The sequence below is a fragment of the Duganella violaceipulchra genome (assembly GCF_019166075.1).
GTDB lineage: Bacteria > Pseudomonadota > Gammaproteobacteria > Burkholderiales > Burkholderiaceae_D > Rugamonas > Rugamonas violaceipulchra.
In genome coordinates this window covers 86,996-112,748 of sequence record NZ_JAHTGR010000002.1, presented here as the reverse complement: position 1 = coordinate 112,748, position 25,753 = coordinate 86,996, and the positions used below count along the sequence as shown (strand labels likewise).

Below are 25,753 nucleotides of genomic sequence, written 5' to 3'. Positions count from 1 at the left end.
ATGGCCTGTGGCGATGCTACCCCATCCTGGCGCGCAAGGCCATCCCGTCAAGCTTGTCGGCGCGCTTCGATCTGTTCCCAGCGTTCCAGCGCGGCCAGCAACTCGGCTTCGATCGCCTCGACGCGGGCGTTGACCCGCTTGGCTTCGGCCGCGTTCTTTTTGTAGAAATCGGGCGCCGACAACTGCAGCGCCAGCGCGGTCTGCTCGTTCTCCAGCGTGGCGATCAGGGCCGGCAACTCTTCCAGTTCGCGTTGTTCCTTGAAGCTGAGCTTCTTGGACTTGGTCGCCGCCGCCGGTGTGGAAGGCTCGACCTTGGGCGCCGCCTTGCTCGCCTTGGGCTGCGCGGCGATGGTGTCGCGCACGCGTTCCCAGTCGCTGTAGCCGCCGACGAATTCGCGCCAGTGGCCCTCGCCTTCAGCCACGATGACCTGGGTGACCACATTGTCGAGGAAGGTGCGGTCGTGACTGACCAGGAACACCGTGCCGGGGTAGTCTTCCAGCAGTTCCTCCAGCAGCTCCAGGGTCTCGATGTCAAGGTCGTTGGTCGGCTCGTCGAGCACCAGGCAGTTGGCCGGCTTGGCGAACAGGCGCGCCAGCAGCAGGCGGTTGCGCTCGCCGCCGGATAGCGACTTGACCGGTGAGCGCGCGCGTTCCGGTGCGAACAGGAAGTCGCCCAGGTAGCTCATCACGTGTTTGCGCGCACCGTTGACCTCGACCCAGTCGCTGCCTGGGGCGATGGTGTCCATCAGGCTGGCTTCCTCGTTGAGTTGGCTGCGCATCTGGTCGAAGTACGCCACTTGCAGCTTGGTTCCCAGCTTGGCCGTGCCGCTGTCCGGCGCCAGTTCGCCCAGGATCATCTTGAGCAGGGTGGTCTTGCCGGCGCCGTTGGCGCCGATCAGCCCGACCTTGTCGCCGCGCAGGATGGTGCCGGTGAAATTGTTGACGATGACGCGCTCGCCGAAATGCTTGCTGATGTTTTCCAGTTCGGCGACCACCTTGCCCGAGCGTTCGCCGGCCGTCACCTCCAGCTTGACCTGGCCTTGCTGGTCGCGGCGCGCGCTGCGCTGCAGGCGCAGCGCTTCGAGGCGGCGCACACGGCCTTCGTCGCGCACGCGGCGCGCCTTGACGCCCTTGCGTATCCAGACTTCCTCCTGCGCCAGCACCTTGTCGAACTTGGCGTTCTCGACCTCTTCGTTCTCCAGCAACTCGGCCTTGCGTGCCTGGTAGGTGGTGAAGTTGCCGGGGAAGGACAGCAGCTTGCCGCGGTCCAGTTCGATGATGCGGGTGGTCACGTTGTCCAGGAAGGAGCGGTCGTGGGTGATGAACAGTACGCTGCCCTTGAAGTCGCGCAGCAGGCCCTCGAGCCACAGGATGGAGCTGAAGTCCAGGTGATTGGTCGGCTCGTCCAGCAGCAGCACGTCCGGCGCCGACACCAGCGCGCGCGCCAGCGCCACGCGCTTTTGCATGCCGCCCGACAGGGTCTTCATCTGCATGTCGCCGCGCAGGTTCAGGCGGTCGAGCACGGTTTCGACCTTGTTCGGCAGGTTCCAGGCGTCGGCCGCGTCCAGCTTGACCTGGATGTCGTGCATGCGTTCCATCAGCGCCTCGTCGTTGCCCTGGCCGAATTGGCCGGTCAGCGCGTCGTATTCCTTCAGCAGGCCCGGCAACTCTCCCATGCCGGCGGCCACGGCGTCGTGCACCGCCATGTCCGGATCGAACACCGGCTCCTGCTCGACATAGGCAATTTGCAGGTTTTGCTGCATCACCAGCAGGCCGTCGTCGAGCTTGAAGCGGCCGGAAATGATTTTCAGCAGCGATGACTTGCCGGTGCCGTTGCGGCCGATCAGGCCGACACGTTCGCCAGCCTCCAGGGAGAATTCTGCGTGGTCAAGCAGGGCGACGTGACCGAACGCCAGTTGGGCGGAAGATAAAGAGATGACAGCCATAGGGAATATGAGGGGAAGAGACGTGCCGCGCGCCCGGAGCGGGCCGCTGTTGCGGATGGGGAAACCGGCATTGTACCGGTATCTGCGCTCTGCTGCCATGCAGTTGTCGGCCAGCGTACGCCACACCGGCGCTATGGACAGCCATACTTGCTCCTATTACAATACCGACGGTAGCCACCAGCCCCCCGAGTCTTCCATGCGCCTTCCGTCCTCATGTCCGCCGCCGTGCCGGAGTCCCCGTGTTTGAGCGCGACGCGCTGCCGCGCGTGCTGCCGTTCGCCTGTTACATGGCGTTCATCGCCATTGCCGATCTGTTGCAGCGGCTGCTGGGGGAGGGGGTGGACCTGCGCTGGCTTTATCCGCTCAAGATCACCGTCGTGGCGGCACTGTTGTTATACTACCGGCGCCGCTATAGTGAATTGGCGCTGGCCTGGCCGGCGGGACGCCAGTTGCTGCTGGCGCTGGGCGCCGGCGTGCTGGTGTTGGTGCTGTGGGTTAATCTCGACGCCGACTGGATGCTGATCGGCCACGGCAGCGGCTACGATCCGCGCGACGCGCAGGGGCAGGTCCAATGGGTGCTGGTGGCGCTGCGCATCGTCGGCGCCGCCATCGTGGTGCCGGTGATGGAGGAATTGTTTTGGCGTTCGTTCCTGATGCGGTGGATCGACGAGCCGCAATTTCTCGACGCCCCCCCCGCGCACGCTAGGCTGCGGGGCTTTGTTGTTGCTGTGATATTATTTGGCTTCGAACACAACCTGTGGCTGGCCGGAATGGTTGCCGGCTTGGTCTATGGCTGGTTATATGTGCACAGCGGCAATCTTCGTTCCCCGATATTGGCCCACGGCGTGACCAATGGCTTGCTCGGATTGTGGATTGTTTTCACTGGGAATTGGTCATACTGGTAATTGTCGTCAGTATGCCTGCCCAGCCGACGGACCTTCTCAAAAGAAAATTTTAATGTCGAGATCTTTGCCTAATGTCCCAGTCCGCATGTCCGGACTGCTGACCGTTGTTTTGGGAGTGGCGTGCGTCGCGCCTGCGCGCGCCGAGCTCAGTGATACCATCCATCCCTTCGCCGCCGTCTCGCGCAATTATGACGCCAACCTGTTTCGCCTGCCCGACGGCGCGGCTGGCGCGGGTGGCGAGCGCGACGACACGACGACGCAATATCGCGGCGGCGTGGTGTTTGAGCGGCCGCTGGGCCGGCAACTGCTGACGGGGCGGGTCGAGGCTTCGCGGGTGGCGTTCGCCCGCAATGACTCGCTGGACTACAACGGCAAGGATGCGGCGGCCGATCTGGCCTGGATGCTGGGCAATCACCTGGACGGCCACCTGGGCGTCACCTATGCGCAGACGCTGACCTCGTTCAGCGATTTCCACATCTCCGAGCAGAACTTGCGGGTGCAGCGGCGCGAATACGTGGACGGCGGCTGGCGGTTGCATCCGAGCTGGCGCGTGCACGGCGCCTACAGCACGCAAAAGTCCACCTACAGCCTGGCCGCGCAAAAATTCAATGACCGCACCGAGGACGACGCCAGTGTCGGCCTGGATTACCTGGCCAGCAGCGGCAGCCGCGTCGGCCTGCAGGTGGGGCGGCAGAAGGGGGCCTACCCCAACCATCTGTTGTTGGGTTTCATCCCCATCGACGACAGTTACACGCAAAATGACGTCAAGCTCAACGTGCAGTGGATCTTCAGCGCCACCTCGCAGTTCCAGATGCTGGCCGGACGCGCCCGCCGCACGCACAACTTCCTCGATACGCGCGACGCCAGCGGCGTCAACGGCTCGGCCAGCTTCAACTGGTCGATGCTGCGCAAATTGCGCATGAACAGCAGCGTGTGGCGCCGCTTTACGGCGGTCGAGAGCACCTCGGTGAGCAACAGCATCAACACCGGCGCCTTGCTGACGGGCGACTGGGAATTGACCGGCAAGACGGCCGCGACGTTCTCGGCGCGCCAGGAAAAGCGCGACTTCATCGTCATTCCCGGCGTGACCGCCTTGCGCTCCCTCGACGACCGCACGCGCAACGTCTCGGCCGGCCTGAGCTATCAGCCGACGCAGCAGATCCAGCTGGCGCTGAACCTGTTCCGTGAAACGCGCTCGGGCAACGAGCTGACCAATTACCACACGCATGGCACGTCCTTCTCTGCCAGTGTTCAATTCTAAATAAGTCACCATGACGGTTACCGATATTCCCTTTCTCTCCTTTATCCAGCGCGTGCTCGATCCGCTGCTCATCATGGGGATGCTGTACCTGGTCATCATTCTCGACGGCCAGCAAATGAACGGCTATTCGCTGATCCTGCTGATCCTGGGGTTTTTCATCTCGACCGCGGTGTACCAGCATATTGATCCATACCAGGCCTGGCGCAACGGCCGCATGCTTGCCTACGTGCGCGATCTGATCGGCGGCTGGCTGGTGACGGTGGCGCTGCTGGTGCTGCTGGGCGTGGTCACCGGCATGCGCAGCCACATCGATGGCCAGCTGGCGATGCAGTGGTTCGTCGCCACGCCGCTGTTGCTGCTGGCCGTGCACGGCGTGGTGCGCCGGCTCGGCGGCGGCAAGGGCATGGGCATGGAGCCGCGCTCGGTGGTGATCGTCGGCGCCAACGACGTCAGCGTCAAGTTCGCCAACCGCATCGAGACCTATCCCAATCTCTTCATGTCCGTGCGCGGCTATTTCGACGACCGGGTCGAGGCGCGCCGGCCGGCGAACATCCGCCATGCCATTCTCGGCAACATGAACGACATCGCCGGCTACGTGCGCGAGCACAAGACCAAGATGATCTTCATCAGCCAGCCGATTTCGGCCCAGCCGCGGATACGCAAGCTGATCGACGAGTTGCAGGACACCACGGCCTCGGTCTATTTTTTGCCCGACATCTATGTGTTCGACCTGATGCAGGCGCGCTTCGACAGCGTCGGCGGCATGCCGGTGATCGCCATCTGTGAGACGCCGTTTACCGGCATTAACAGCCTGGTCAAGCGCGTCAGCGACATCCTGCTGGCCTTCGTGATCCAATTGATGCTGTTGCCGGTGATGCTGGTGATCGCGGTGGCGGTCAAGGCCAGCTCGCCCGGGCCGGTCATCTTCCGCCAGCGTCGCTACGGCCTGTACGGCGAGCAGATCATCGTCTACAAATTCCGCTCGATGACCGTCACCGACGACGGCGCCAAGGTGGTGCAGGCGACCAAGGGCGACGCCCGCGTGACCCGGGTCGGCGCCTTCCTGCGCCGCACCTCGCTCGACGAGCTGCCGCAGTTCATCAACGTGCTGCAGGGGCGCATGAGCATCGTCGGACCGCGGCCCCACGCGGTGGCGCACAACGAGCAGTACCGCAAGCTGATCAAGGGCTACATGCTGCGTCACAAGGTCAAGCCCGGCATCACGGGGTGGGCCCAGGTGAACGGCCTGCGCGGCGAGACCGAGACGCTCGACAAGATGGAGGCGCGGGTGCGTTTCGATCTGGACTACCTGCGCAACTGGTCGCTGTGGCTGGATTTGAAGATTATCATGCGCACCGTGCTGGTGGTTTTGAAGCGCGAAAACGCCCATTAGGCGCACGGTTAAGCGAGGCTTAATAGAGCAACAATAAAATTGCACTCTGATAAGTGTTTTGTTGCGCGGCAGGGTTAAGGCTTTGGCATTACTGTAGTATTGTTTATAATCTAATGCGGGTTGCCGTCATGGCGGCGCGCGCACATCGAGTTGATTGTTTTCCATCCTTAAGGACATATCTTGAATCATACTGCCACTGTACGTTTTGGGCGCGGTGCCATCTACCTCGCCGTGGTCGTTGCGCTGGGCCTGGTAGGGTGCGGCAACAGCAAGGAAAAGAAACCTGGCCAGACGCTGGTCAGCGTCAATGGCGAAGAAATCACCATTTTGCAGTTGAATGAAGAGTTGGCGCGCGCCAACGTGCCGGTGGCGCAGCAGGCCGCCGCCCGCAAGCAGCTGATCGAGTCGCTGGTCGACCGCCAGCTGTTGCTCAATCAGGCCGCCAAGGACAAGACCGATCGCGATCCCAAGGTGGTGCAGGCGATCGAGCGCGCCAAGGCGCTGATCGTGGCGCAATCGTATTTGCAAAAGCAGGTGGGGGCGGTCGCCCGTCCGACCAAGGCCGAGATTGGCGAGTATTTCGACAAGCATGCGGACCTGTTCGCGCACCGCAAGACGCTCGACATGCGCCAGCTGGTGGTGGCCAGCGCCGATATGAACGATGCCGCCAAGGCCGCGATCGACGCCAGCAAGTCGCTCGATGAGCTGGCCGGCTGGTTCGACACGCACGGCGTCAAGTACGCGCGCGCCCAGTCGGTGCGCAGCAGCGCCGATCTGCCGCCCGAGTTGGCCGCCAAGCTGCTGGCGATGCCGAAGGGCGAGCGCTTCATCGTCCGTGAGGGCGACCGCAGCATCATCGCCAGCATCAGCGAGGTGCGCGAAACCCCGGTCACCCTCGAGGCGTCGAGCAATCAGATTGAACAGTTTTTGTACAACAAGAAAATCAAGGATGCCAGCGATGCGGAAATCGCCCGCCTGCGCGCCGCCGCCAAGATCGACTATGTGAACCCGGCCGACCAGCCGGGCGCCAAAGCCGCACCGGCCGCGGCGACGCCGCCGGGCGCCGCGTCGGCCGCGCCGGCCTTAGCCCCGGCCGCCGCGCCGGCAACCCCGGCCGAAGACATCAATGCGCGTGGCGTGGCCGGCCTGAAATAACCCCGGCTTTCCGGTCTTTTTTTAAGAAATGAGCACATGATGAAACGATATGTATTGCGGATGGCGCTGTTCCTGCTGGCGCTGACCGGCCAGGCGATGGCTGCGGAACTGACGCTGGGACCGAGCGACGTGGTCAAGGTGACCGTGTATAACAACCCCGATCTGGCGGTGGAGACGCGCGTCAGCGAATCCGGTTTCATCACGTTCCCCTTGTTGGGCCAGGTCGCTGTCAGCGGCCTGACGGTGTCGGCTGCCGAGAAGAAGCTCGGCACGCTGTTGGAAACGGGCGGTTTTGTCAAGAAGCCGCAGGTCAATATGCTGTTGACGCTGGCGCAGAGCCAGCAGGTGTCGGTGCTGGGCCAGATTAACCGTCCAGGGCGCTACCCGATGGACGCGCGCCGTGGCCTGATGGACGTGCTGGCCATGGCGGGCGGCATCGCCGCCGACGGCGGCGACCTGGTCACCGTGGTCAGTACCCGCGGCGATAAGCTGAGCAAGGAAACGGTCGACATCATCCAGATGGTGCGTTCGGCCAATTTCGACCACAATGTCGAACTGGCGCCGGGCGATGTGGTCTATGTCGAGCGCGCGCCGCGCTTCTACATCTACGGCGAGGTGCAGCGGCCGGGTCCGTTCCGCCTGGAACGCAATATGACGGTGGTGCAAGCCTTGTCGGCCGGCGGCGGCCTGACCGCGCGCGGCACCGAGCGTGGCATCCGCATCAAGCGCCGCGACCAGGCCGGCGTGCTGCAGACCATCGACGCCAAGCACGATGACTTGGTGCAGGCCGACGACGTCGTCTATGTCAAGGAAAGCCTGTTTTAAAGTGGTGGCTGGCCGTTTCCAGCCTTTACTGCATTGATTGAAAGCGCACCCATGAATTTCTCACAGTTCTTTTTGATACTACGGGCACGCAAGAAGATTTTCTTGTGGACCCTGCTGGTGACCCTGGTGCTGACCATCGTCGTCAGTCTGGTCATGCCCAAGACCTACAAGGGCATCGCCTCGGTCCTGCTCAATTCCAAAGGCGTCGATCCGGTCACCGGCATGGCCTCGCCGGGCCTGCTGATGCCGGGCTACGTGGCGACCCAGATCGACGTGCTCGGAAGCAAGAACGTCGCGCTGCGGGTGGTCGACCGGCTGCACCTGGCCACCAACCCGGTCATCATCCAGCAGTTCCAGGACGACGCCGACGGCAAGGGCACGGTGCGCGACTGGCTGGCCGAACTGCTGCTGAAAAAGCTCGATATCACGCCGTCGCGCGAGAGCAGCGTGGTGGAGATCAGCTTCAAGGGCGCCGATCCGGATTTTGTGGCGGCGATCGCCAACGCCTTCGTCGAGGAATACCAGAAACTGAGCATCCAGCTCAAGGTCGATCCGTCCAAGAAGGCGGCGCTGTACTTTAACGACCAGATCAAGGTGTCGCGCGACGCGGTCGAGGCGGCGCAGAGCCGGCTCACCAAGTACCAGCAGGAGCACGGCATCGTCAGCATCGACAACCGCCTCGACGTGGAATCGAATCGCCTCAACGACTTGTCGGCGCAGCTGGTCATGGCCCAGGGCCAGTCGATGGAAGCGGCGTCGCGCAAGCGCGCCGCCGGCAGCAGCGATTCGCCCGACGTGGCCAACAACCCGCTGATCCAGAATTTGCGCGCCAGCCTGAGCAACGCCGAGAGCAAGCTGGCCGAGCTGGGCCAGCGCCTGGGCAAGAACCATCCGCAATACCAGAGCTCCAAGGCCGAGGTGGACCAGCTGCACGCCAATCTGGTGACGCAGATGCAGGCCGCCTCCAACAGCGTCGGCAACAACGCCAGCATCCTGAGCCAGCGCGAAGGCGCGATCCGCGCCGCGCTGGCCGAGCAAAAGTCCAAGGTGCTGGAACTGAACCGCACCCGCGACGAGCTCAACGTGCTGCAAAAGGATGTCGAGGGCGCCCAGCGCGCCTACGACACGACCTCGATGCGCCTGTCGCAGACCCGCCTCGAGGGCCAGGCCGAGCAGTCGGAGGTGGCCATCCTCAATCCGGCGGTGCCGCCGGTCGATGCCTGGATGCCGCGCCTGCCGTTGAATATTGCGCTGGCACTGGTGATCGGCACGATGCTCGGCCTGGGCTTCGCGATGCTGGCGGAAATGCTGGACCGCCGCGTGCGCTCCGCCGCCGACCTGGTCGACCTGGCGCAGTTGCCGGTGCTCGGTAGCATCCAGTGGGGCGCGCCTCAGCGTCCCCGTTCCAAACTGGCGAAGGCGTTCGCGCCGCGCCGCGCACGCTTGAATTGAACCATGGATACTACGATGAACCAACCCACCGTTTCCCCTCCGTCGCCGGTCGCAGCCGGCGGGCGCGATTCCAGCATCGGCGCGCTGCTGCTGGCGTCCGGCAAGATCACGCCGGAAAACGCCGAGCGGGTGCTGCGCATGCAAAAAGAGCTGGGCATCCGCTTCGGCGAAGCGGCCCAGCGCCTGGGCCTGATCACCGAGGCCGACATCCAGCAGGTGCTGGCGCGCCAATTCGACTATCCCTACCTGCAGGCCGGCGAGGGCAAGTTCTCGCCGCTGCTGGTGGCCGCCTATGAACCGTTCTCGGCCCAGGTCGAAACCCTGCGCGCCGTGCGTAGCCAGTTGATGTTGCGCTGGTTCGCCCGCGGCCGCAAGGCGCTGGTGGTGGTCGGGCTGGAAAGCGGCGATGGCGCCAGCCTGTTTGCCGCCAATCTGGCGGTGGTGTTCTCGCAGCTGGGCGAGCAGACGCTGCTGGTCGACGCCAACCTGCGCACGCCGCGCCAGCACGAGATTTTCGACTTGCCCAACCGCCACGGCCTGTCCGACATGCTGGCCGGTCGCGCCGACGCCGAAGCGATCCAGAAGGTCGACTCGTTTGTCGCCCTGTCGGTGCTGAGCGCCGGCACGCTGCCGCCCAATCCGCAGGAATTGATCAACCGCAGCAGCTGTGCCAGCGTCAACCTGATGCTCGAGTCGCGCTACGACGTGGTGCTGTACGATGTGCCGGCTGCCGAGCTGGGCTCGGATGCGCTGGCGCTGGCGGCGCGTGCCGGCGGCGTGCTGATCGTGGCGCGCAACAACAAGACGCCGATCGACAGCATCGCCGCGCTGGCGGAGCAAATCTCCCATACCGGCGCGGAGATCGTCGGCTCCGTGCTGGTCGACTTCAAGTGAGTGCTGTGATGCGTAGCCTGCGGATTGGGGAATTGGCCCGTGGCGACGGTATCCGCCTGTGGTGGCCGGTGCTGTTGGGCATGTTGGTGATGTATGTGCCGACCTTCTACGACATGTTCACCGGCATCTGGAGTACCGAGGAGCAGGCGCACGGACCGATTATTTTCGGCGTGGCATTGTGGCTGATCTTCCGCAACTGGCCGGCCATGATGGCGGCCAGCGAGGGCCGCCGCGGCAGCGCCTGGGGCTGGCCGGTCGTGGTGTTGGGCGTGCTGTTCTACATTGTCGGCCGGACCCAGGAAATTCAGATCGTCGAGATGGGTTCCTTCCTGTGGCTGCTGGTCGGTTGCGCGCTGCTGGTGCGCGGCGCCAGGGCGCTGAAGGCCCAGTGGTTCCCGCTGTTTTTCATGCTGTTCATGTTGCCGCTGCCCGGCCCGCTGGTCGACGCGGTGACGATGCCGATGAAGATGGCGGTGTCGTATGTGGCCGAACACGTGTTGTACCAGGTCGGCTATCCGATCGCGCGCACCGGCGTGATCCTGCAGATCGGCCAATACCAGCTGCTGGTGGCCGACGCCTGCGCCGGCTTGCACACCTTGTTTACGCTCGAAGCGCTGGGCTTGCTGTACCTGAACATCGTGCGCCACACCTCGTTCTTCCGCAATGTCACCCTGGCGATCCTGATCGTGCCGATCTCGTTCACCGCCAACGTGATCCGGGTCATGACGCTGACGCTGGTCACCTACCACATGGGCGACGCCGCCGGACAGGGCTTCCTGCACGGATTCGCCGGCATGGTGTTGTTCATCAGTGCATTGCTGCTGATCGTGACCACCGATACGCTGCTGCGCTTTAGCGACCCTGACCGCAAGTCTGCGGCCGCCACCTGATACGCGGGCGCCCGGCGCCCCCCTTTGAGACGAGACGAGACGTGAACAAAACCAAGCTGAGTACGATGATACTGATGTCGCTGATGCTCGCATCGAGCGGCGCCGCGGTGCTGCTGCACCCCGAGCGCCAGGCGGTGGCGCAGGTGGAAAAGTTGGGCTTGGAGACCCTGGTGCCGGCCGCCTTCGGCGACTGGCGCATCGACGACAGCGTGGCGCCGGTACAGCCGCCGCCGGAGGTGCAGGAAAAGGTCGCCAAGATCTATGACGAGACCCTGGCGCGCACTTATATCAACAGCCGCGGCGACCGCGTCATGCTGTCGATCGCCTATGGCGGCGACCAGACCGGCCGGCTGCGCGTGCACCGGCCTGAATCGTGCTACACGGCGCAGGGATTTTCGGTCAAGCAGCTGGCGATCGAGAACCTGCATTTCGGCGACGTGACGGTGCCGGCCAAGCGCCTGATGGCGCAGATGGGCGGGCGCCAGGAACCGATCACCTATTGGATACGGGTCGGCGGCGAAACCGTCACCGGCATGCTGGGCCAGCGCCTGGTGCAGCTGAAGTCCGGTCTGCTGGGGCAGGTGCCGGACGGTTTGCTGTTCCGCGTCTCGTCGCTGGGTGCCGCGCCGGCCGAGCAATACCTGCTGCAGGACGCCTTTGTCGGCGATCTGGTGCGCGCGCTGGGTCCGCAGAAGTCGGAAAAACTGGTCGGCAAGAGCCTGGACGTGGCGAGCGCAAAGCCTGAATAGATGAGTAAGAATTATTCGGGCAAGGTTTTTCGGCTCAGCATTATCTACTACACCGGCGGCCGCCTGCTGAACGCGCTGGCCGGCTTCAGCATCCTGATCTGGATCTCGCGGCGCCTGTCGGCGGCCGAGTACAGCAATTACATCGCCGCGTATGCGATGCTGGAAATCGGGATGCTGGTGTCCGGCTTCGGGCTGGAATGGGTGACCGTCATTTTTCTGCCGCAGATGCAGCAAAAAGCCAGCGGCAGGGCGATCCAGGTGTTTGTCATGCAATGTGTGGCGGCCCAGGCCTTGCTGTTGTTCCTGGGCGGCGCCGTGTTGTTCGCGCTGGCGCCGATGCTGGCTGGCTGGTTGGGGCTGGGCGGCGCCGTGGCCGTGGTGCGCGCGTACGCAGTGGTGATGTGCATAGAAGGTATCAGCCGGGTCTTCCGCGACCAGTTGCTGGCCTGCCTGATGATGCAGAGCGCCGCACAGACCAGCCAGCTGGCCCGCAACGTCTGCATGCTGGGCTTCGTCTTCTTCGCGCTCGAGCATGAGGCGTGGCGCACCGCCGAGGCGCTGGCGGTGGGCGAGCTGTTCTCCAGCACCTTCAGCCTGCTGATGGCGGCCTGGTATCTGTTCCGCAAGCTGGCGCCGACGCGCCATGATCCGGCCAGCGAACCGGGCTGGACCCATCCCGGCTGGCGGAAGATGCTGCAGACCGGCCGCAATGCGTGGATCGCCAATTTCGCCAACCTGACGTGGGGCCCGCAGGCGGTCATCCTGCTGGCGACCCGTATTTTCGGCACCGACGCCACTGCGCCGCTGGGTTTCGCGCGCAATCTTGCCGAGCAGGTGCGCAAGTATATGCCGATGGAATTCCTGTTCTCCATCGTTCGCACCTTGCTCGTGGTCCGCTACGCGGCCGAAGGCAGCGTGGCGCGCCTCGGCGCACGCATCAGCATGATGTATAAGGGTAATCTGCTGTTCTTGCTGCCGCTGATGGTCGTGGCCATCGTGCGCGGCGACCAGGTGTGCGACTTGCTCAGCGCCGGACGCTATGGTTCGGCCCACTGGCTGCTGGTCGGCTGGCTCAGCGTTTTCGTCATGCTGGCCCACCGGCGGCTGACCGATTTGCTGGCGCACGCCCTGGGGCGTTCCATCGTCACCACCCGCGTCAGCCTGGTACTGTTGCTGACCCCGGTTTGTGTCTGGCTGGCTTTGCAAACCCGTCAGTGGCCCTTGCTGTTCCTGATACTGTTCGGCGTCGAGTTTTGCTACACTTCGCTGGTCATCGGCCGCATGAAAACCGAGGCGTGGCGCTATGCGCCGTACTGGCCGGGTCTGCTCAAGTGCGCGATTGCAACGCTTGCCGCCACGCTGGCGCTATGGGTGCTGCCGCTTGGGAATGGTGCGTGGGCCTTGCTGCTGTGCAGCGCGGTCTCCTGCGCCGTTCTCTGGGGGCTGCTCTATGTGCTGGGAATCTGGTCCCGCGAGGAGCTGGAACTGGTCCCCGCCAAGCTGCGCAAGTACGCAGCGTTGCCGTAACGCCATAGCCGACCATAAAAGTCGGACCCGCCACTGGATTAGTGCCATAATTACAGCAGGTAACTAATCTTGTGCCTGGGTCCGTCCGGACTGTTTCAATTTAAATAACAAAGTTGTTGTTTTTGCCTTTAATTATTGTTTGGCAATCTTATGAGTATAACTCCATTCACCTGCTTTTAATCAAATAAAGCTCAGAATGTTGCTAATCGGCAGCGAAAGTTGCTTCGCGCCGTGCTATCGTAGTGGCCTCGGTACCGCACCAATACATGAAGGAGCACGTAATGCCTGAATCTAAATGGAAATTATTGCTGGTTGGCCTGATGGCGAGCGCTGCGGCGCACGCCCAGGTCGATAAATTGGTTGGTGGAACGACAACGCAGACGGACCTGGGTAGCCGGTATGCCGTCGTCAGCGGTGTGGCCGCCAATGTGTCGGTCGAGACCGACCCGATCGGCACCAAGCCGGTACTGAAGATGCGCGTCATGAGCGGCGACCCCACGGTGGCCGGTGCCTCGGGCTCGTATGTCGCGCCGACCAACGAGAGCGTCAAGAGCGGCTTGCGCTGGTATGCGATGAGCGTTTATTTCCCTGCCGGCTGGACCAATAGCGCGAACCCGGTGTCGGTGTTGCAAATCGCCACATCGCAGGCTTCCGGCCTGGCGCCGCCGCTGTCGATCCAGGTGCGCAACGGTAATCTGGAGGTCAGCCAGACCAGCAACCATCTGATGTCGGGCTCGGCCACCCCCGCCAACTCGGCGAATGAGACCTTTCGTCTGGCCAAGCTCGTCACCGGCAAGTGGTATTGTTTCGTTGTCAAGGCGGAATGGTATCAAACCCTGGGCTCGGGCAATATGACGCTGTGGATGAATGGCGACAAGATTTACGATGCCTACCGCGCGATCAACAACTATGGCACCGCCTTCGGCAACACGCCGCGCGTGGGCCTGATGTATCCGGGTGTCGCCGACGTGGCGGACCGAACCATTTACACAGACTTTGTGCGCCTGGGCGGCGCCACCACCTACGTCGAGCAGATTTATGCCGAGACGCCGTGTGCGGCGACCGCGACGACCAGTTTTAGCGCGGCCAAGGCGGCGGCGACCGCGACCTCGGCTCCGGTCAAATAGACGTGCGCGCTTTCCCGCGCGGATACATATCGTTGGCTGGCCGACTGCCGGCCGCGCAGAACAAAGAGAGGTGTAAGATGCGTTTCGCAAAACTAGCAATGTTGGGACTGTGTGGCTTGGCCGGAAGTGCGATGGCTCAAGTCGATCTGGGGCGCGCCGGCCTCGTCACCACGATGGCGCCCAGCACGGTGGTCGTGCCTTCGATCTCGGCGCTGCTGACCTATAATTCCACGGCCACGGTGCGCTACTTCGGTGACTTGTACTCGCTCAATGCCGGCTTGACGGACGCCGTCAAGCTGGTCCCCGATCCTAGCGGCAAGAGCCGCAATGTCTTTAAGATGAGCCGCCTGCAAAGCGATCCGCTGTGGAGCAGCACCGCGCGGACCGAGGTGGCGGCCCGGAACGAGTACATCATCCAGGGCGTGCGCTGGTACGGCATCAGTGTCTATTTCCCGACGGACTGGTTGTTCAATCCGGCGCCGACGGTGGTGGCGCAGTTGCACACCAGCCAGAAGACGCTGGCGGTTTCGCCGCCGGTTTCGATCGTGGCGTCCGGTGCGAACATGTCGTTGGAGCTGAACTACAATCACCGCGCGCTGGACGGCACCGACCCCGCCACCAAGGCCAATTCGGCGCTGAAATCGATACGCCTGGGGTCGATCCAGACCGCCAAGTGGTATTGTTTCGTGGTGCGGGCGGATTGGAACAACAACGCCGGCGCCGGCAACTTCAGCTTGTGGATGAATGGCGATAATGTCTATACGGCAAGCAACCAGACCAACGACTACAGCACTTGGCTGGGCAATTATCCCAAGACGGGCATCTATATGCCGGGGTCGATGACAGTGCCGTATCGCAACATCTACACCGACTTCATCTGGCTGGGCGGGCCGAGCACCACGTTTGCACAGATGTACGCGCAGACCCCTTGCGGCTCCTGAAGCGCTGACTGATTGCCCGGCTGTCACCACTGACGGTCGCCTCCCTTGGCGACCGTCAGTTTTTTTTTGCCTGGACGGCCGCGCCGCCCGGCGCGCACTGCACGCGTATCGGAGCGGCGACATAATGTGTAGAATGATGCTATTATTTCATGTTGATTTTTCACATGCGTCGGCGATGCGGCTCCCTGGGTCGGGTCGGGGCGCCAGTTTGAGGGCTTGCTAGGCAATGGTACTTAAAATTCATCGTATCGCCCATTGGTTGCATTTGCGCGGCGTGCCGTTGTTGCCCTGGATGTTGCGTGCCTTGAATCGTATCGTGTTTTCGGTGGTCTTGCCGCCGGCGACGCGCATCGGCAAGGGTGTGACGCTGGCCTACGAAGGGCTGGGCACCGTCATTCATCGGGCCGCCGTCATCGGCGACAACGTCTATATCGGCTCCGGGGTCACCATCGGCGGCCGCTCGGGCCATCCCGACGTCGCGGTGATCGAGGAGGGCGCCATGATCGGCACCGGCGCCAAGATACTCGGGCCGGTGCGCATCGGCCGCTACGCATCGATAGGCGCCAACTCGGTGGTGCTGGCCGACGTACCGGCGTTCGCCGTCGCCGTCGGTGCGCCGGCCAAGGTCGTCCGTATCAATCGGGAAGAAGATATTCCCACCTATATCAAACAGTAGAGCGGTTGTCTCCGGCTGGGCAGACCAGGTGCGCCGCTGGCGTGCGCCGGCTAGTTGCAAGGCAGCGCAACGCGGCACGCAAGCACCGGATCAGGACCGTGAACAGCCCGGCTGGCAACGAGCGCACAGCGCGACGGAGAATAGAATGAAATGGTTTAAGAAAAAGTCCGCGGCGCAACCCGGTGTGCCGGCGGCGCCGTCCCAGGGCGCTCGCCGCAAGCGTAGCGGGGCGCCGGTGGCGCTGGTGATATTGCTGGTGTTGTCGACGGTGTTTTTCTCGTTGTTGGTCGGCGTGGGCGGCGGGATTTTCGCGGTGGCGGCCTTGCTGCCCGTGGCGCTGTTCTTCGTCATGGCGATGACCGGGTCCTTCAGCAGTTTCCATTTTGGCGGCGAGGGCGCGTTCTGGGCCATTTTCCTGAGCGTCGTCGGGACGGCGTTCCTGGATACCATTTCGCCGGTGCACACGCGCGGGCTGGTGACGGTGATCCTGATGCTGTTGTCGTTTATGGCGGCGCGCGGGCTGCGCGTGTTCATCGGCGAATCGTCGATGGGCAAGGCCATGGTCTTGCTGATCGGCGTCTTCTTCATCACCGGCCTGGCCGGCGCGATCCACTCGCATCCGCATCTGCGCGCCACGCTGTACCAGGCGGCATACAACCTGAAGCTGCCCTTGATGATCGGTCTCGGCTTCGCCGTCACGCTCGGCGACCGGAGCCTGCGCCGTTTCTGGCGCGTGCAGCAGGCCGTGCTGTTCATCTCGGTGCTTGGCTGCCTGTTCCAGCTGGCCAGTCCGCACCTGTATCACATGGTCGCGCGCGGCGGCGCCAATCTCGGCGGCGCCAACCCGCTGATCCCCTTCCTGCCGCTGATGGCCGGTCCGTTCTCCCATCCGGGCGTGATGGCGTTCACGGCATCGCTGTTCTTCTGCCTGTTCGTGGTGCGCCAGCTGTGCGGCGACGGCAATCGCTGGGAGAACTATTTCACGATGGCCGGCTTCCTGGGCATCATGCTGATTTCGGGTGAGCGCCAGGAGACCTTCGATGGCCTGATCGCCGCCCTGATCCTGGTCTTCATTTCCCGCGTCCGGTATTCGATCCGCGCGATGGTCGCGGTGTCGCTGCTGGTGGTGGTGGCCGCCGCGACGTTGCTGGCGGCGCTGGGCGAAGACCGCGTGACGCGCATGGCGGCCGAACACGGCCTGGCGCCGTCGACCCACGCGCTGGAAATGCCGCGCGCCATCATGTACAACGATGCCTTCTACCTGGCGCGACGTGAATTCCCGCTCGGTACCGGTTTCGGCACCTATGGCGGGGATGCCTCGAAGAACTTTGATCGCTCGGTCTACGAGTCGCTGGGCTACCACCGCTACTGGTGGTATCGCGCCGACCTGTATCTGCTCGACACCTACTGGCCGAACCTGTTCGCCGAAAGCGGCTTCCTCGGCGGTGGCGCGGTGCTGCTCTTCGCCATGATGATGCTGGGCTACGCCTTGTACCAGGCCTGGCGGGTGACCGATCCGGGCGCGCGCCTGTGGTGGCGGATGGCGCTGGTGGGGCAGTTGCTGGCGTTCGGCAGCGCGCTCACCGGTCCCAGCTATGGCGACCCGAGCACGGTCGGCGTGCCCTTCCTGTTCTTCGGCATGGCCTATATGCGCGCCCGTCAATTGCGCCTGGCGCAGGGCGCGGCCGCGCCGGCGCCCTCGAACGGCACGGTGGCCGCGGTGCCGATGCGCTTCGCCTGACTTGCTCCATGCAAGTTCTTGTGTTTCCAATTGTGCGCTGCACCGTTGGCCACATCGGTGATGATATACTCATAACTTGAATGAAACATTTGCAATGAAGGGCGACGGCGCCGCAGGCGTCGGGCCCGGCTCGGGTAATGGCGATAGACGATAGGGGGTGGTGGTGGGGAAGCGGCGTATTTTGATGGTGGGAACCAGTTTCCAGGCGCAGGGCGGCATTACCTCGGTGGTCAGGTCGTATGTGGATTACGGAATTTTCGACGCGTGGGGCATCAATTATGTGGTGACCTATGAGAAGTCGGCCAAGTTGACGCAAGTGCGCGTCATGTGCGCGGCCTTGTGGCGCATCTTTTGGCTGCTGGCCTTGGGCCGGGTCTCGCTGGTGCATATGCACAGCGCGTCGCGCGGCAGTTTCTGGCGCAAGTCGCTGGTGGCGGGGATGGCCTGGCTGTTCCGCGTGCCCTATGTTTTTCATATCCATAGCGGCGAGTTCCCGGTGTTCTATGGCGAGTGCGGTCCGCGCGGCCAGGCGTGGATACGCTGGGTGTTGCGCCACGCCGGCCGCGTGGTCGCCCTGACCGGCCATTGGCAGCGCACCATACAGGCCATCGAGCCGGCCGCGCGCATCGCGCTGGTGGGCAACCCGGTGCACGTGCCGGGGGCGCTGGCGCCGCTGCGGGAACCGGCCAAGACCGTGCTGTTCCTCGGCCGCATGCAGCTGAAGAAAGGCATCTTCGACCTGGTCAACGCGATCCCGGCGGTGCTGGCCGCGGTGCCGGACGCGCATTTCGTGCTGGCCGGCGACGGCGAACTGGCCGCCGCCAAGCAACGGGTCGCCGAACTCGGGGTCGGCCACGCGGTCGAGTTCACCGGCTGGGTGGACGGCGTCAAGAAGCAGGCCCTGCTCGAGCGGGCCGACCTGTTCGTGCTGCCGTCGTATTTCGAGGCCTTGCCGGTCGGCCTGCTGGAGGCGATGTCATCGGGTATCCCGATCGTCAGCACCGCCGTCGGCGGCATCCCGGATTTCATCGGCCACGAGGTGGACGGCATGCTCGTCACGCCGGGCGCGGTGGCGCCGCTGGCGGCGGCGATGGTGGCGCTGCTGGGCGACGCCGGCATGCGTGGCCGCTTGCGCGAGCACGCCTTCGGCCGGGTGGGACGCGAGTATTCGTTTGCGGCCGTGATGGCGCAATTGCAGCAGATTTATGTGGAATTGGGCGAACCGGTCGGTGCCATCGTACCCAAGCGGGCGTAAAGACAGACAGGATGGAAGGCCGCGGCAGCTCGCGGCCCGGATGGAATCGACAATTATTTAAGGAGTGCTATTTTGAAAATCAGTATTTTTGGCCTGGGTTATGTGGGCGCCGTGTCGGCGGGTTGTCTGGCAAGCGATGGTCATGCCGTGATCGGCGTCGACCCGAATGAGACCAAGGTCGCCTTGATCAACCAGGGCCACACTCCCATCATCGAGAAGGACATCGGCGAGATGATCGCCGCCACGGTCAAGTCGGGCCTGCTGCGCGCGACCACCGACGTGCGCGACGCCGTGCTGAACTCGGACATGTCGCTGATTTGCGTCGGCACGCCGTCGCAGCTGAACGGCAACCTCGACCTGAGCCACGTGCGCAAGGTCTGCGAGCAGATCGGCGCGGCCATCAAGGACAAGGACGCCTTCCACGTGGTGGTGGCGCGCAGCACCATGTTGCCGGGTTCGATGAGCAGCGTGGTGATCCCGACGCTGGAAGCGGCCTCGGGCAAGAAGGCCGGCGTCGATTTCGGCGTCTGCAACAATCCGGAATTCCTGCGCGAAGGCACCGCCGTCTACGACTACTACCACCCGCCGAAGACGGTGATTGGCGAGAGCGATGAAAAGGCCGGCGCCATGCTGGTCGAGCTGTATGCGAAGATGGAGGCGCCGCTGGTGCGCACCAATGTCGAGACGGCCGAGATGGTCAAGTACACCGACAACACCTGGCACGCCGTCAAGGTGGCGTTCGCCAACGAGATCGGCAATATCTGCAAGGCGGTCGGCATCGATGGCCACAAGGTGATGGAGATCTTCTGCCAGGATACCAAGCTCAACCTGTCGTCCTACTATATGAAGCCGGGCTTCGCCTTCGGCGGCTCCTGCCTGCCCAAGGACGTGCGCGCGCTGACCTACAAGGCGCGCAGCCTGGACCTGGAGCTGCCGCTGCTGAACTCGATCCTGCCGTCCAACGAGAAGCAGGTGGCCAAGGGCTTGAAGATGATCATGGACAAGGGCGCGCGCAAGGTCGGCATCCTGGGCTTCTCGTTCAAGGCCGGCACCGACGACCTGCGCGAATCGCCGCTGGTCGACGTCATCGAGCACCTGCTGGGCAAGGGCTACGAGCTCAAGCTGTACGACAAGAACGTCAACCTGGCCGCCCTGACCGGCGCCAACCAGGATTACATCCTGAACCACATCCCCCACATCTCCAAGTTGATGGTCAACTCGATGGACGAGGTGCTGGCCTTTGCCGACACCATCGTCATCGGCAACGGCGCGGCCGAGTTCAAGACCGTGCCGGGCCAGCTGAAGGCGGGGCAGCACCTGGTCGACCTGGTGCGCATCAGCACCGAACAAAGCGGAGGACAGTACGATGGCATCTGCTGGTAAGCGCCGGGTCCTGATCCTGGTCGAGAACCTGCCGTCGCCGTTCGACCGCCGGGTCTGGCAGGAGGCCACCACGCTGCACGCCAACGGCTACCTGGTGTCCATCATCTGCCCGACCGGCAAGGGCTATGAAAGCCGCTACGAGGAGATCGACGGCATCCATATCCACCGCTACAGCCTGCCGCTGGAGGCGGAGGGGGCCAAGGGCTATCTGGTGGAATACTCGCTGGCGCTGTTCCACACCTTCCGCCTGGCGTGGAAGGTGCATTTCGCGCGCGGCTTCGACGTCATCCACGCCTGCAATCCGCCCGATCTGCTGTTCCTGATCGGCGGCTTCTTCAAGCTGACGATGGGCAAGAAGTTCCTGTTCGACCACCACGACATCAACCCGGAACTGTACGAGGCGAAGTTCGGGCGGCGCGACTTTTTCTACAAGCTGATGGTGCTGTTCGAGCGCTGGTCGTTCAAGACCGCCGACGTCTCGATCGCCACCAACGAGTCGTACAAGAAGATCGCCATCGAGCGCGGCGGCATGCCGGCCGATAAGTGCTATGTGGTGCGCAGCGGACCGAAGCTGGACCGCCTGCGGGTGTTGCCGCCGGTGCCGGAACTCAAGCGCGGCCGCCAGTTCCTGGTCGGCTACGTCGGCGTGATGGGCGCGCAGGAAGGCATCGACCTGCTGCTGCAGGCGGCGCAATACCTGATCCAGACCCTGGGCCGCACCGATGTGCAGTTCGGCCTGGTCGGCGGCGGCACCTCGCTGGAACAGATGAAGCAGATGGCGGTCGAGCTGGGCATCGCCGACTATGTCACCTTCACCGGCCGCGTGCCGGACCAGCAACTGCTGGAAATGCTCAATACCGCCGACGTCTGCGTCAATCCCGACGTGGCCAACGACATGAACGACAAGTCGACCATGAACAAGATCATGGAGTACATGGCACTGGGCAAGCCGATCGTGCAATTCGACCTGGTCGAAGGCAAGGTGTCGGCGCAGGAAGCCTCGCTGTACGCACTGAAGAACGACCCGGTCGACATGGCGCGCAAGATCGCCGCGCTGCTGGACGATCCCGCCCAGCGCGAACGCATGGGCGCCTACGGCCGCCACCGCGTGGTCAACGAACTGGAATGGGAATACGAGGCGCCCAAGCTGCTGGCCGCCTACGAGCGCCTGTACTCGGCCAACGCGCCGTTGCCGGGCGCGGTCGCGTCGTTACGGAAAGAGGGCAAATGAAGATACTCGTGACTGGCGGTATGGGCTATATCGGCTCGCATACCGTGGTGGAACTGCTGGCGGCCGGCCACGAGGTGGTGGCGCTGGACAACCTCGCCAACGCCAAGGCCTCGGTGCAGCAGCGCGTCGAGCGCATCGCCGGCCGGCCGTTCACCTTCGTCGAGGCCGACGTGCGCGACCGCGCCGCGCTGGAGGCGGTGTTCGCCGCCCACCGCATCGACTCGGTGATCCACTTCGCCGGCCTGAAGGCGGTCGGCGAATCGGTCGAGCAGCCGCTGCGCTACTACGACAACAACGTCACCGGCAGCCTGGTGCTGTTCGAGTGCATGGCCAAGGCCGGCGTCAAGTCGCTGGTGTTCAGCTCCTCGGCCACGGTGTACGGCGACCCGGCCTCGGTGCCCATCCTCGAGCACTTCCCGCTGTCGGCCACCAATCCCTACGGCCGCAGCAAGCTGATGATCGAAGAGATGCTGCGCGACCTGCACCGGGCCGATCCGGGCTGGCGCATCGCGCTGCTGCGCTACTTCAACCCGGTGGGCGCCCATGTGAGCGGCCTGATCGGCGAAGAGCCGAACGGCATCCCCAACAACCTGCTGCCGTATATCGCCCAGGTGGCCGATGGCCGGCGCGAGCGCCTGTCGGTGTACGGCGGCGACTATCCGACCCCGGACGGCACCGGCCTGCGCGACTACATCCACGTGGTCGACCTGGCGCTGGGCCATCTGGCCACGCTGGCCAAGCTGGCGACCGGCGCCGGCATCTACACCTACAATCTGGGCACCGGCCGCGGCAACAGTGTGCTGGAGATGGTGCGCGCGTTCGAGGCGGCCAGCGGCCGTCCCGTCCCTTACCAGGTGGTGGCGCGGCGCGCCGGCGACATCGCCGCCTGCTACGCCGACGCCAGCCTGGCCGAGCGCGAGCTGGGCTGGACAGCCCGGCGCGATGTACAACAGATGTGCGTCGATTCGTGGCGCTGGCAGACCACGGCAACGGAATAGGACTACGCATGAAAGCAATGATACTGGCGGCAGGCAAGGGGACCCGCGTGCGTCCCCTGACGTACGATTTGCCCAAGCCCATGATACCCATCCTGGGCAAGCCGGTGATGGCCTATCTGATCGAACACCTGCACAAGTACGGGGTGACGGAGATCATGGTCAACGTCAGCTACCTGCATGAGAAGATCGAGGAGTATTTCGGCGAGGGCCACCAGTACGACGTCCAGATCGGCTACTCCTTCGAAGGCTACACCACCGACGACGGCGACGTCGTGCCGCAGCCGCTCGGCTCGGCCGGCGGCATGAAGAAGATCCAGGAGTTCGGCGGCTTCTTCGATGACACCACCATCGTGCTGTGCGGCGACGCGCTGATCGACCTCGACATCAAATCGGCGCTGTTCGAGCACCGCCGCAAGGGCGCGCTGGCCTCGGTCATCACCAAGGAGGTGCCGTGGGATAAGGTCTCCAACTACGGCGTGGTGGTCGCCGACAGCAACGGCCGCATCACCGAGTTCCAGGAAAAACCCGGCCAGCAGGAAGCCAAGTCCAACTTCGTCAGCACCGGCATCTATATCTTCGAGCCGGAAGTGATCGACCTGATCCCGTCCGGCCAGACCTTCGACATCGGCTCCCAGTTGTTCCCGCTGCTGGCCGAGAAGGGCATGCCGTTCTACGCCCAGACCCGCAACTACAACTGGATCGACATCGGCAGCGTCACCGATTACTGGGAAACCTGCCAGAGTGTGCTGATGGGGGAAGTGGCGCACCTGCACATGCCCGGCATCCAGATCAACGACGGCCTGTGGGTCGGCCTGAACACCAGCATCGACTGGGAGGGCACCACCATCGAGGGTCCGGTCTACATCGGCTCGGGCACCCGCATCGAGGCCGGCGTGCACATCGTCGGCCCGACCTGGATCGGCCACGGCAGCCATATCTGCGCCGGCGCCAGGGTGGTGCGCAGCGTGCTGTTCGAGTACACCCGGGTGTTACCGAATGTTTCGCTCAATGAAATGATCGTGTTTAAGGACTATAGTGTCGACCGCGCCGGCGAGATGAAACACGTGTCCGAGACCGATCCCGACTCGTGGGCCAATGCCCGCGACCGTCGCAGCAAGCGCCGTACCGAACATCATAATGAATTAACAGATAAGAGAATACGCACATGAAAATTTATCCAGTGATCCTGTCGGGCGGCTCCGGCACCCGTTTGTGGCCATTGTCGCGCGCCGTGCTGCCCAAGCAACTGCTGCCGCTGGTGTCGGAGCGCACCATGTTGCAGGATACCGCGCTGCGCCTGCACGGCCGCGCGCAGATGATGGCGCCGCTGGTGGTGTGCGGCAACGAGCACCGCTTCCTGGTCGCCGAGCAGATGCGCGAGATCGGCGTCGCGCCGCTGGGCATCCTGCTCGAGCCGGTGGGCCGCAACACCGCGCCGGCCGTGGCCGCCGCCGCCCACTATCTGCGCGCCATCGACGCCGACGCCGTCATGCTGGTGCTGCCGGCCGACCACGTGATCGACAACGTCGACGCCTTCTACGCCGCCATCGAACACGCTTGCACCATGGTCGACGGCGGCGCGCTGGCCACCTTCGGCATCGTGCCGACCGCGCCGGAAACCGGCTACGGCTACATCCAGAGCGGCAAGCCGGCCGCCGCCGCGCACTGCTACAGCGTCGACCGCTTCGTCGAGAAGCCGGACCGCGCCGCCGCCGAGGGCTTCGTCGCCGCCGGCAATTACTACTGGAACAGCGGCATGTTCCTGTTCCGCGCCGACAGCTACCTGAAGGAATTGCAGGAATACGCGCCGGCCATCGCCAGCGCCACCGAAGCGGCGGTCGGCAAGGATTACCGCGACCTCGATTTCTGCCGCCTGGACGAAGCCTCGTTCACCGCCTGCCCGTCCGACTCGATCGACTACGCGGTGATGGAACACACCCGCCACGCCATCGTGGTGCCGGCCGACATCGGCTGGAGCGACGTCGGCTCGTGGTCGGCGCTGTGGGAAGTGCAGCAACAGGACGCCCAGGGCAACGCCACCCGCGGCGACGTCTACCTCGACGACGTCAGCGGTTCGCTGGTGCGCGCCGAGAGCCGCATCGTGGCCGTGGTCGGCGTCAAGGACGTGGTCGTGGTGGAAACCAACGACGCCGTGCTGGTCTGCCACAAGGACCAGGTGCAGCGCGTCAAGAACATCGTCGAGCACCTGAAGACCCAGCAGCGCACCGAACACCTGCACCACACCAAGGTCTACCGTCCGTGGGGCTGCTACGAGGGCATCGACATCGGCGAGCGCTTCCAGGTCAAGCGCATCACCGTCAATCCGGGCGGCAAGCTGTCGCTGCAGATGCACCACCACCGCGCCGAGCACTGGATCGTGGTCAGCGGCACCGCCCGCGTGACCTGCGGCGAGCAGGTGACCTTGCTGACCGAGAACGAATCGACCTATATCCCGATCGGCACCACCCACCGCCTGGAAAATCCGGGCAAGCTGCCGCTGCACCTGATCGAAGTCCAGTCCGGCAGCTACCTGGGCGAGGACGACATCGTGCGCCTGGAAGACGTCTACCAGCGCGCCTGATCCCGGCGGCGGCCACGGCCGACACAGCGCGGCCGCCGTTTTCCCGTCTTGACGTAGGGCGTTTCCTACGTCGCCTGCAACATCGCTCCCCATCGCCGTTTTTCCCTCTCAGCGCCGGCGCCGCGCGGCCGTGCCCGCCTGGCGGGCCCGGCCGCGCGCGATTGCGGTTCGCGTCACGCCGCCGTTAGCGCCGGTGCTAGGATAAATCCGCAGTATTTATTCATCCATCGGCGGCCGCGCGGGCTGCGGCCGCCTTTCTTGAGGGAGGTGATTTATGAAGCGTACACCAACAGTCGTGGCGGCGTTGATCCTGGCGGCCGCCACCGGCCTGCCGTCAGCGTGGGCAGCCGATATCAGCCAGGGCGTGCAGACCTTGGACCTGAGCAGCGGCAGCGCGGTGCTCATGCATGCGTTTGGCGCCGGCAACGCCGGCAACACGTTCAGCGACCGCTACAACTTCACGGCCGGCTCCACCGAGATGCTGGGCGCCCTGGTCAGCAGCCTGGACCGGCTGGGCCTGGGCGGGGTCAGCTTCGACAGCTTCCGGCTGTACGACTCGGGCGGCCTGTCGATCGACGGCGTCCGCCAGTCGGCGCCCGGCGCGACGGCCGAAGTGTGGACCCTGAGCTCGCCGCACCTGGTGGCCGACAACTACTACCTGCTGGTCAGTGGCACCGTGCGCAACGCCGCCGCCGGCAATTATGTGGGGTCGGTGGCCATCAGCCCGGTGCCCGAGCCGGCCACCTACGGCATGCTGCTCGGTGGCGTGGGGATCGTCGGCTGGCTGGCCCGCCGTCGTAAGCGGTGACAATGGCGCTATAAT

At 64.1% G+C, this 25,753-nt stretch carries 22 protein-coding genes; 21 read left to right on the top strand and 1 reads right to left on the bottom strand.

The genetic code is table 11. From position 1 onward, the window contains the following. Positions 1 to 47 precede the first annotated feature (47 nt). A complete protein-coding gene (locus KVP70_RS03360) occupies positions 48 to 1,946 on the bottom strand; it encodes an ATP-binding cassette domain-containing protein (protein ID WP_217940639.1) in 1,899 nt (632 codons plus the stop codon). A 239-nt stretch (positions 1,947 to 2,185) separates the two neighbouring features. Here KVP70_RS03360 and KVP70_RS03355 point away from each other — a divergent pair, with 239 nt between their 5' ends. The 21 genes from KVP70_RS03355 to KVP70_RS03255 all read left to right on the top strand — a co-directional run bounded on the left by KVP70_RS03355 (position 2,186) and on the right by KVP70_RS03255 (position 25,738). Further along, the gene (locus tag KVP70_RS03355; RefSeq protein ID WP_217940638.1) at positions 2,186 to 2,851 is read left to right on the top strand and encodes a CAAX prenyl protease-related protein; all 666 of its coding nucleotides are present in this window, start codon (positions 2,186 to 2,188) and stop codon (positions 2,849 to 2,851) included. Between the two features lie 85 nt (positions 2,852 to 2,936). After that, positions 2,937 to 4,112 (top strand): XrtB/PEP-CTERM-associated polysaccharide biosynthesis outer membrane protein EpsL, encoded by a 1,176-nt coding sequence (epsL, locus tag KVP70_RS03350; protein ID WP_217940636.1) that lies wholly within the window; start codon positions 2,937 to 2,939, stop codon positions 4,110 to 4,112. Positions 4,113 to 4,122: 10 nt separating this feature from the next. Further along, positions 4,123 to 5,505 carry an undecaprenyl-phosphate glucose phosphotransferase gene (locus tag KVP70_RS03345; protein ID WP_217940634.1) on the top strand — a complete coding sequence of 461 codons (1,383 nt, stop codon included), beginning with the start codon at positions 4,123 to 4,125 and terminating at the stop codon, positions 5,503 to 5,505. Between the two features lie 180 nt (positions 5,506 to 5,685). Further along, positions 5,686 to 6,660 carry an EpsD family peptidyl-prolyl cis-trans isomerase gene (locus KVP70_RS03340; RefSeq protein ID WP_217940632.1) on the top strand — a complete coding sequence of 325 codons (975 nt, stop codon included), beginning with the start codon at positions 5,686 to 5,688 and terminating at the stop codon, positions 6,658 to 6,660. A gap of 39 nt (positions 6,661 to 6,699) precedes the next feature. Next, complete coding sequence (gene epsE, locus KVP70_RS03335; RefSeq protein WP_217941132.1) at positions 6,700 to 7,485, top strand: polysaccharide export protein EpsE; 786 nt, start codon at positions 6,700 to 6,702, stop codon at positions 7,483 to 7,485. A gap of 51 nt (positions 7,486 to 7,536) precedes the next feature. Next, a complete protein-coding gene (gene epsF / locus KVP70_RS03330; RefSeq protein WP_217940630.1) occupies positions 7,537 to 8,937 on the top strand; it encodes a chain length determinant protein EpsF in 1,401 nt (466 codons plus the stop codon). 15 nt (positions 8,938 to 8,952) lie between these two features. Further along, positions 8,953 to 9,831, top strand: a complete 879-nt coding sequence (epsG, locus tag KVP70_RS03325; protein WP_217940628.1) for a chain length determinant protein tyrosine kinase EpsG — start codon at positions 8,953 to 8,955, stop codon at positions 9,829 to 9,831. Between the two features lie 32 nt (positions 9,832 to 9,863). After that, complete coding sequence (xrtB, locus tag KVP70_RS03320) at positions 9,864 to 10,721, top strand: exosortase B (RefSeq protein ID WP_255575744.1); 858 nt, start codon at positions 9,864 to 9,866, stop codon at positions 10,719 to 10,721. Between the two features lie 41 nt (positions 10,722 to 10,762). Next, a complete protein-coding gene (epsI, locus tag KVP70_RS03315) occupies positions 10,763 to 11,470 on the top strand; it encodes an exosortase-associated protein EpsI, B-type (RefSeq protein ID WP_217940625.1) in 708 nt (235 codons plus the stop codon). After that, on the top strand, positions 11,471 to 12,997 hold the full coding sequence (locus KVP70_RS03310; RefSeq protein ID WP_217940624.1) for a lipopolysaccharide biosynthesis protein: 1,527 nt from the start codon (positions 11,471 to 11,473) through the stop codon (positions 12,995 to 12,997). A 281-nt stretch (positions 12,998 to 13,278) separates the two neighbouring features. Further along, on the top strand, positions 13,279 to 14,124 hold the full coding sequence (locus KVP70_RS03305; RefSeq protein WP_217940622.1) for a heparin lyase I family protein: 846 nt from the start codon (positions 13,279 to 13,281) through the stop codon (positions 14,122 to 14,124). Between the two features lie 131 nt (positions 14,125 to 14,255). Then, a complete protein-coding gene (locus KVP70_RS03300) occupies positions 14,256 to 15,065 on the top strand; it encodes a polysaccharide lyase family 20 protein (RefSeq protein WP_217940621.1) in 810 nt (269 codons plus the stop codon). A 304-nt stretch (positions 15,066 to 15,369) separates the two neighbouring features. Further along, positions 15,370 to 15,741: a serine O-acetyltransferase gene (locus KVP70_RS03295; protein WP_229224575.1), complete on the top strand. Its 372-nt coding sequence runs from the start codon at positions 15,370 to 15,372 to the stop codon at positions 15,739 to 15,741. Between the two features lie 145 nt (positions 15,742 to 15,886). Continuing rightward, positions 15,887 to 17,482, top strand: a complete 1,596-nt coding sequence (locus KVP70_RS03290) for a hypothetical protein (RefSeq protein WP_217940619.1) — start codon at positions 15,887 to 15,889, stop codon at positions 17,480 to 17,482. Positions 17,483 to 17,666: 184 nt separating this feature from the next. Continuing rightward, positions 17,667 to 18,737: a glycosyltransferase family 4 protein gene (locus tag KVP70_RS03285; protein WP_217940618.1), complete on the top strand. Its 1,071-nt coding sequence runs from the start codon at positions 17,667 to 17,669 to the stop codon at positions 18,735 to 18,737. Between the two features lie 72 nt (positions 18,738 to 18,809). After that, complete coding sequence (locus KVP70_RS03280) at positions 18,810 to 20,120, top strand: nucleotide sugar dehydrogenase (RefSeq protein ID WP_217940617.1); 1,311 nt, start codon at positions 18,810 to 18,812, stop codon at positions 20,118 to 20,120. Beyond that, a complete protein-coding gene (locus KVP70_RS03275; RefSeq protein WP_217940616.1) occupies positions 20,104 to 21,351 on the top strand; it encodes a glycosyltransferase family 4 protein in 1,248 nt (415 codons plus the stop codon). The genes KVP70_RS03280 and KVP70_RS03275 overlap by 17 nt, the downstream gene beginning before the upstream one ends. After that, positions 21,348 to 22,349: a UDP-glucose 4-epimerase GalE gene (galE, locus tag KVP70_RS03270; RefSeq protein WP_217940615.1), complete on the top strand. Its 1,002-nt coding sequence runs from the start codon at positions 21,348 to 21,350 to the stop codon at positions 22,347 to 22,349. The genes KVP70_RS03275 and galE overlap by 4 nt, the downstream gene beginning before the upstream one ends. A gap of 8 nt (positions 22,350 to 22,357) precedes the next feature. Beyond that, positions 22,358 to 23,518, top strand: coding sequence for a nucleotidyltransferase family protein (locus tag KVP70_RS03265; protein WP_217940613.1), 1,161 nt, complete (start codon positions 22,358 to 22,360; stop codon positions 23,516 to 23,518). Beyond that, a complete protein-coding gene (locus KVP70_RS03260; protein ID WP_217940612.1) occupies positions 23,515 to 24,930 on the top strand; it encodes a mannose-1-phosphate guanylyltransferase/mannose-6-phosphate isomerase in 1,416 nt (471 codons plus the stop codon). Before KVP70_RS03265 ends, KVP70_RS03260 begins: the two co-directional genes overlap by 4 nt. Positions 24,931 to 25,204: 274 nt before the next feature. Further along, positions 25,205 to 25,738, top strand: a complete 534-nt coding sequence (locus KVP70_RS03255) for an FxDxF family PEP-CTERM protein (protein ID WP_217940611.1) — start codon at positions 25,205 to 25,207, stop codon at positions 25,736 to 25,738. The last annotated feature ends 15 nt before the right edge of the window (positions 25,739 to 25,753 follow it).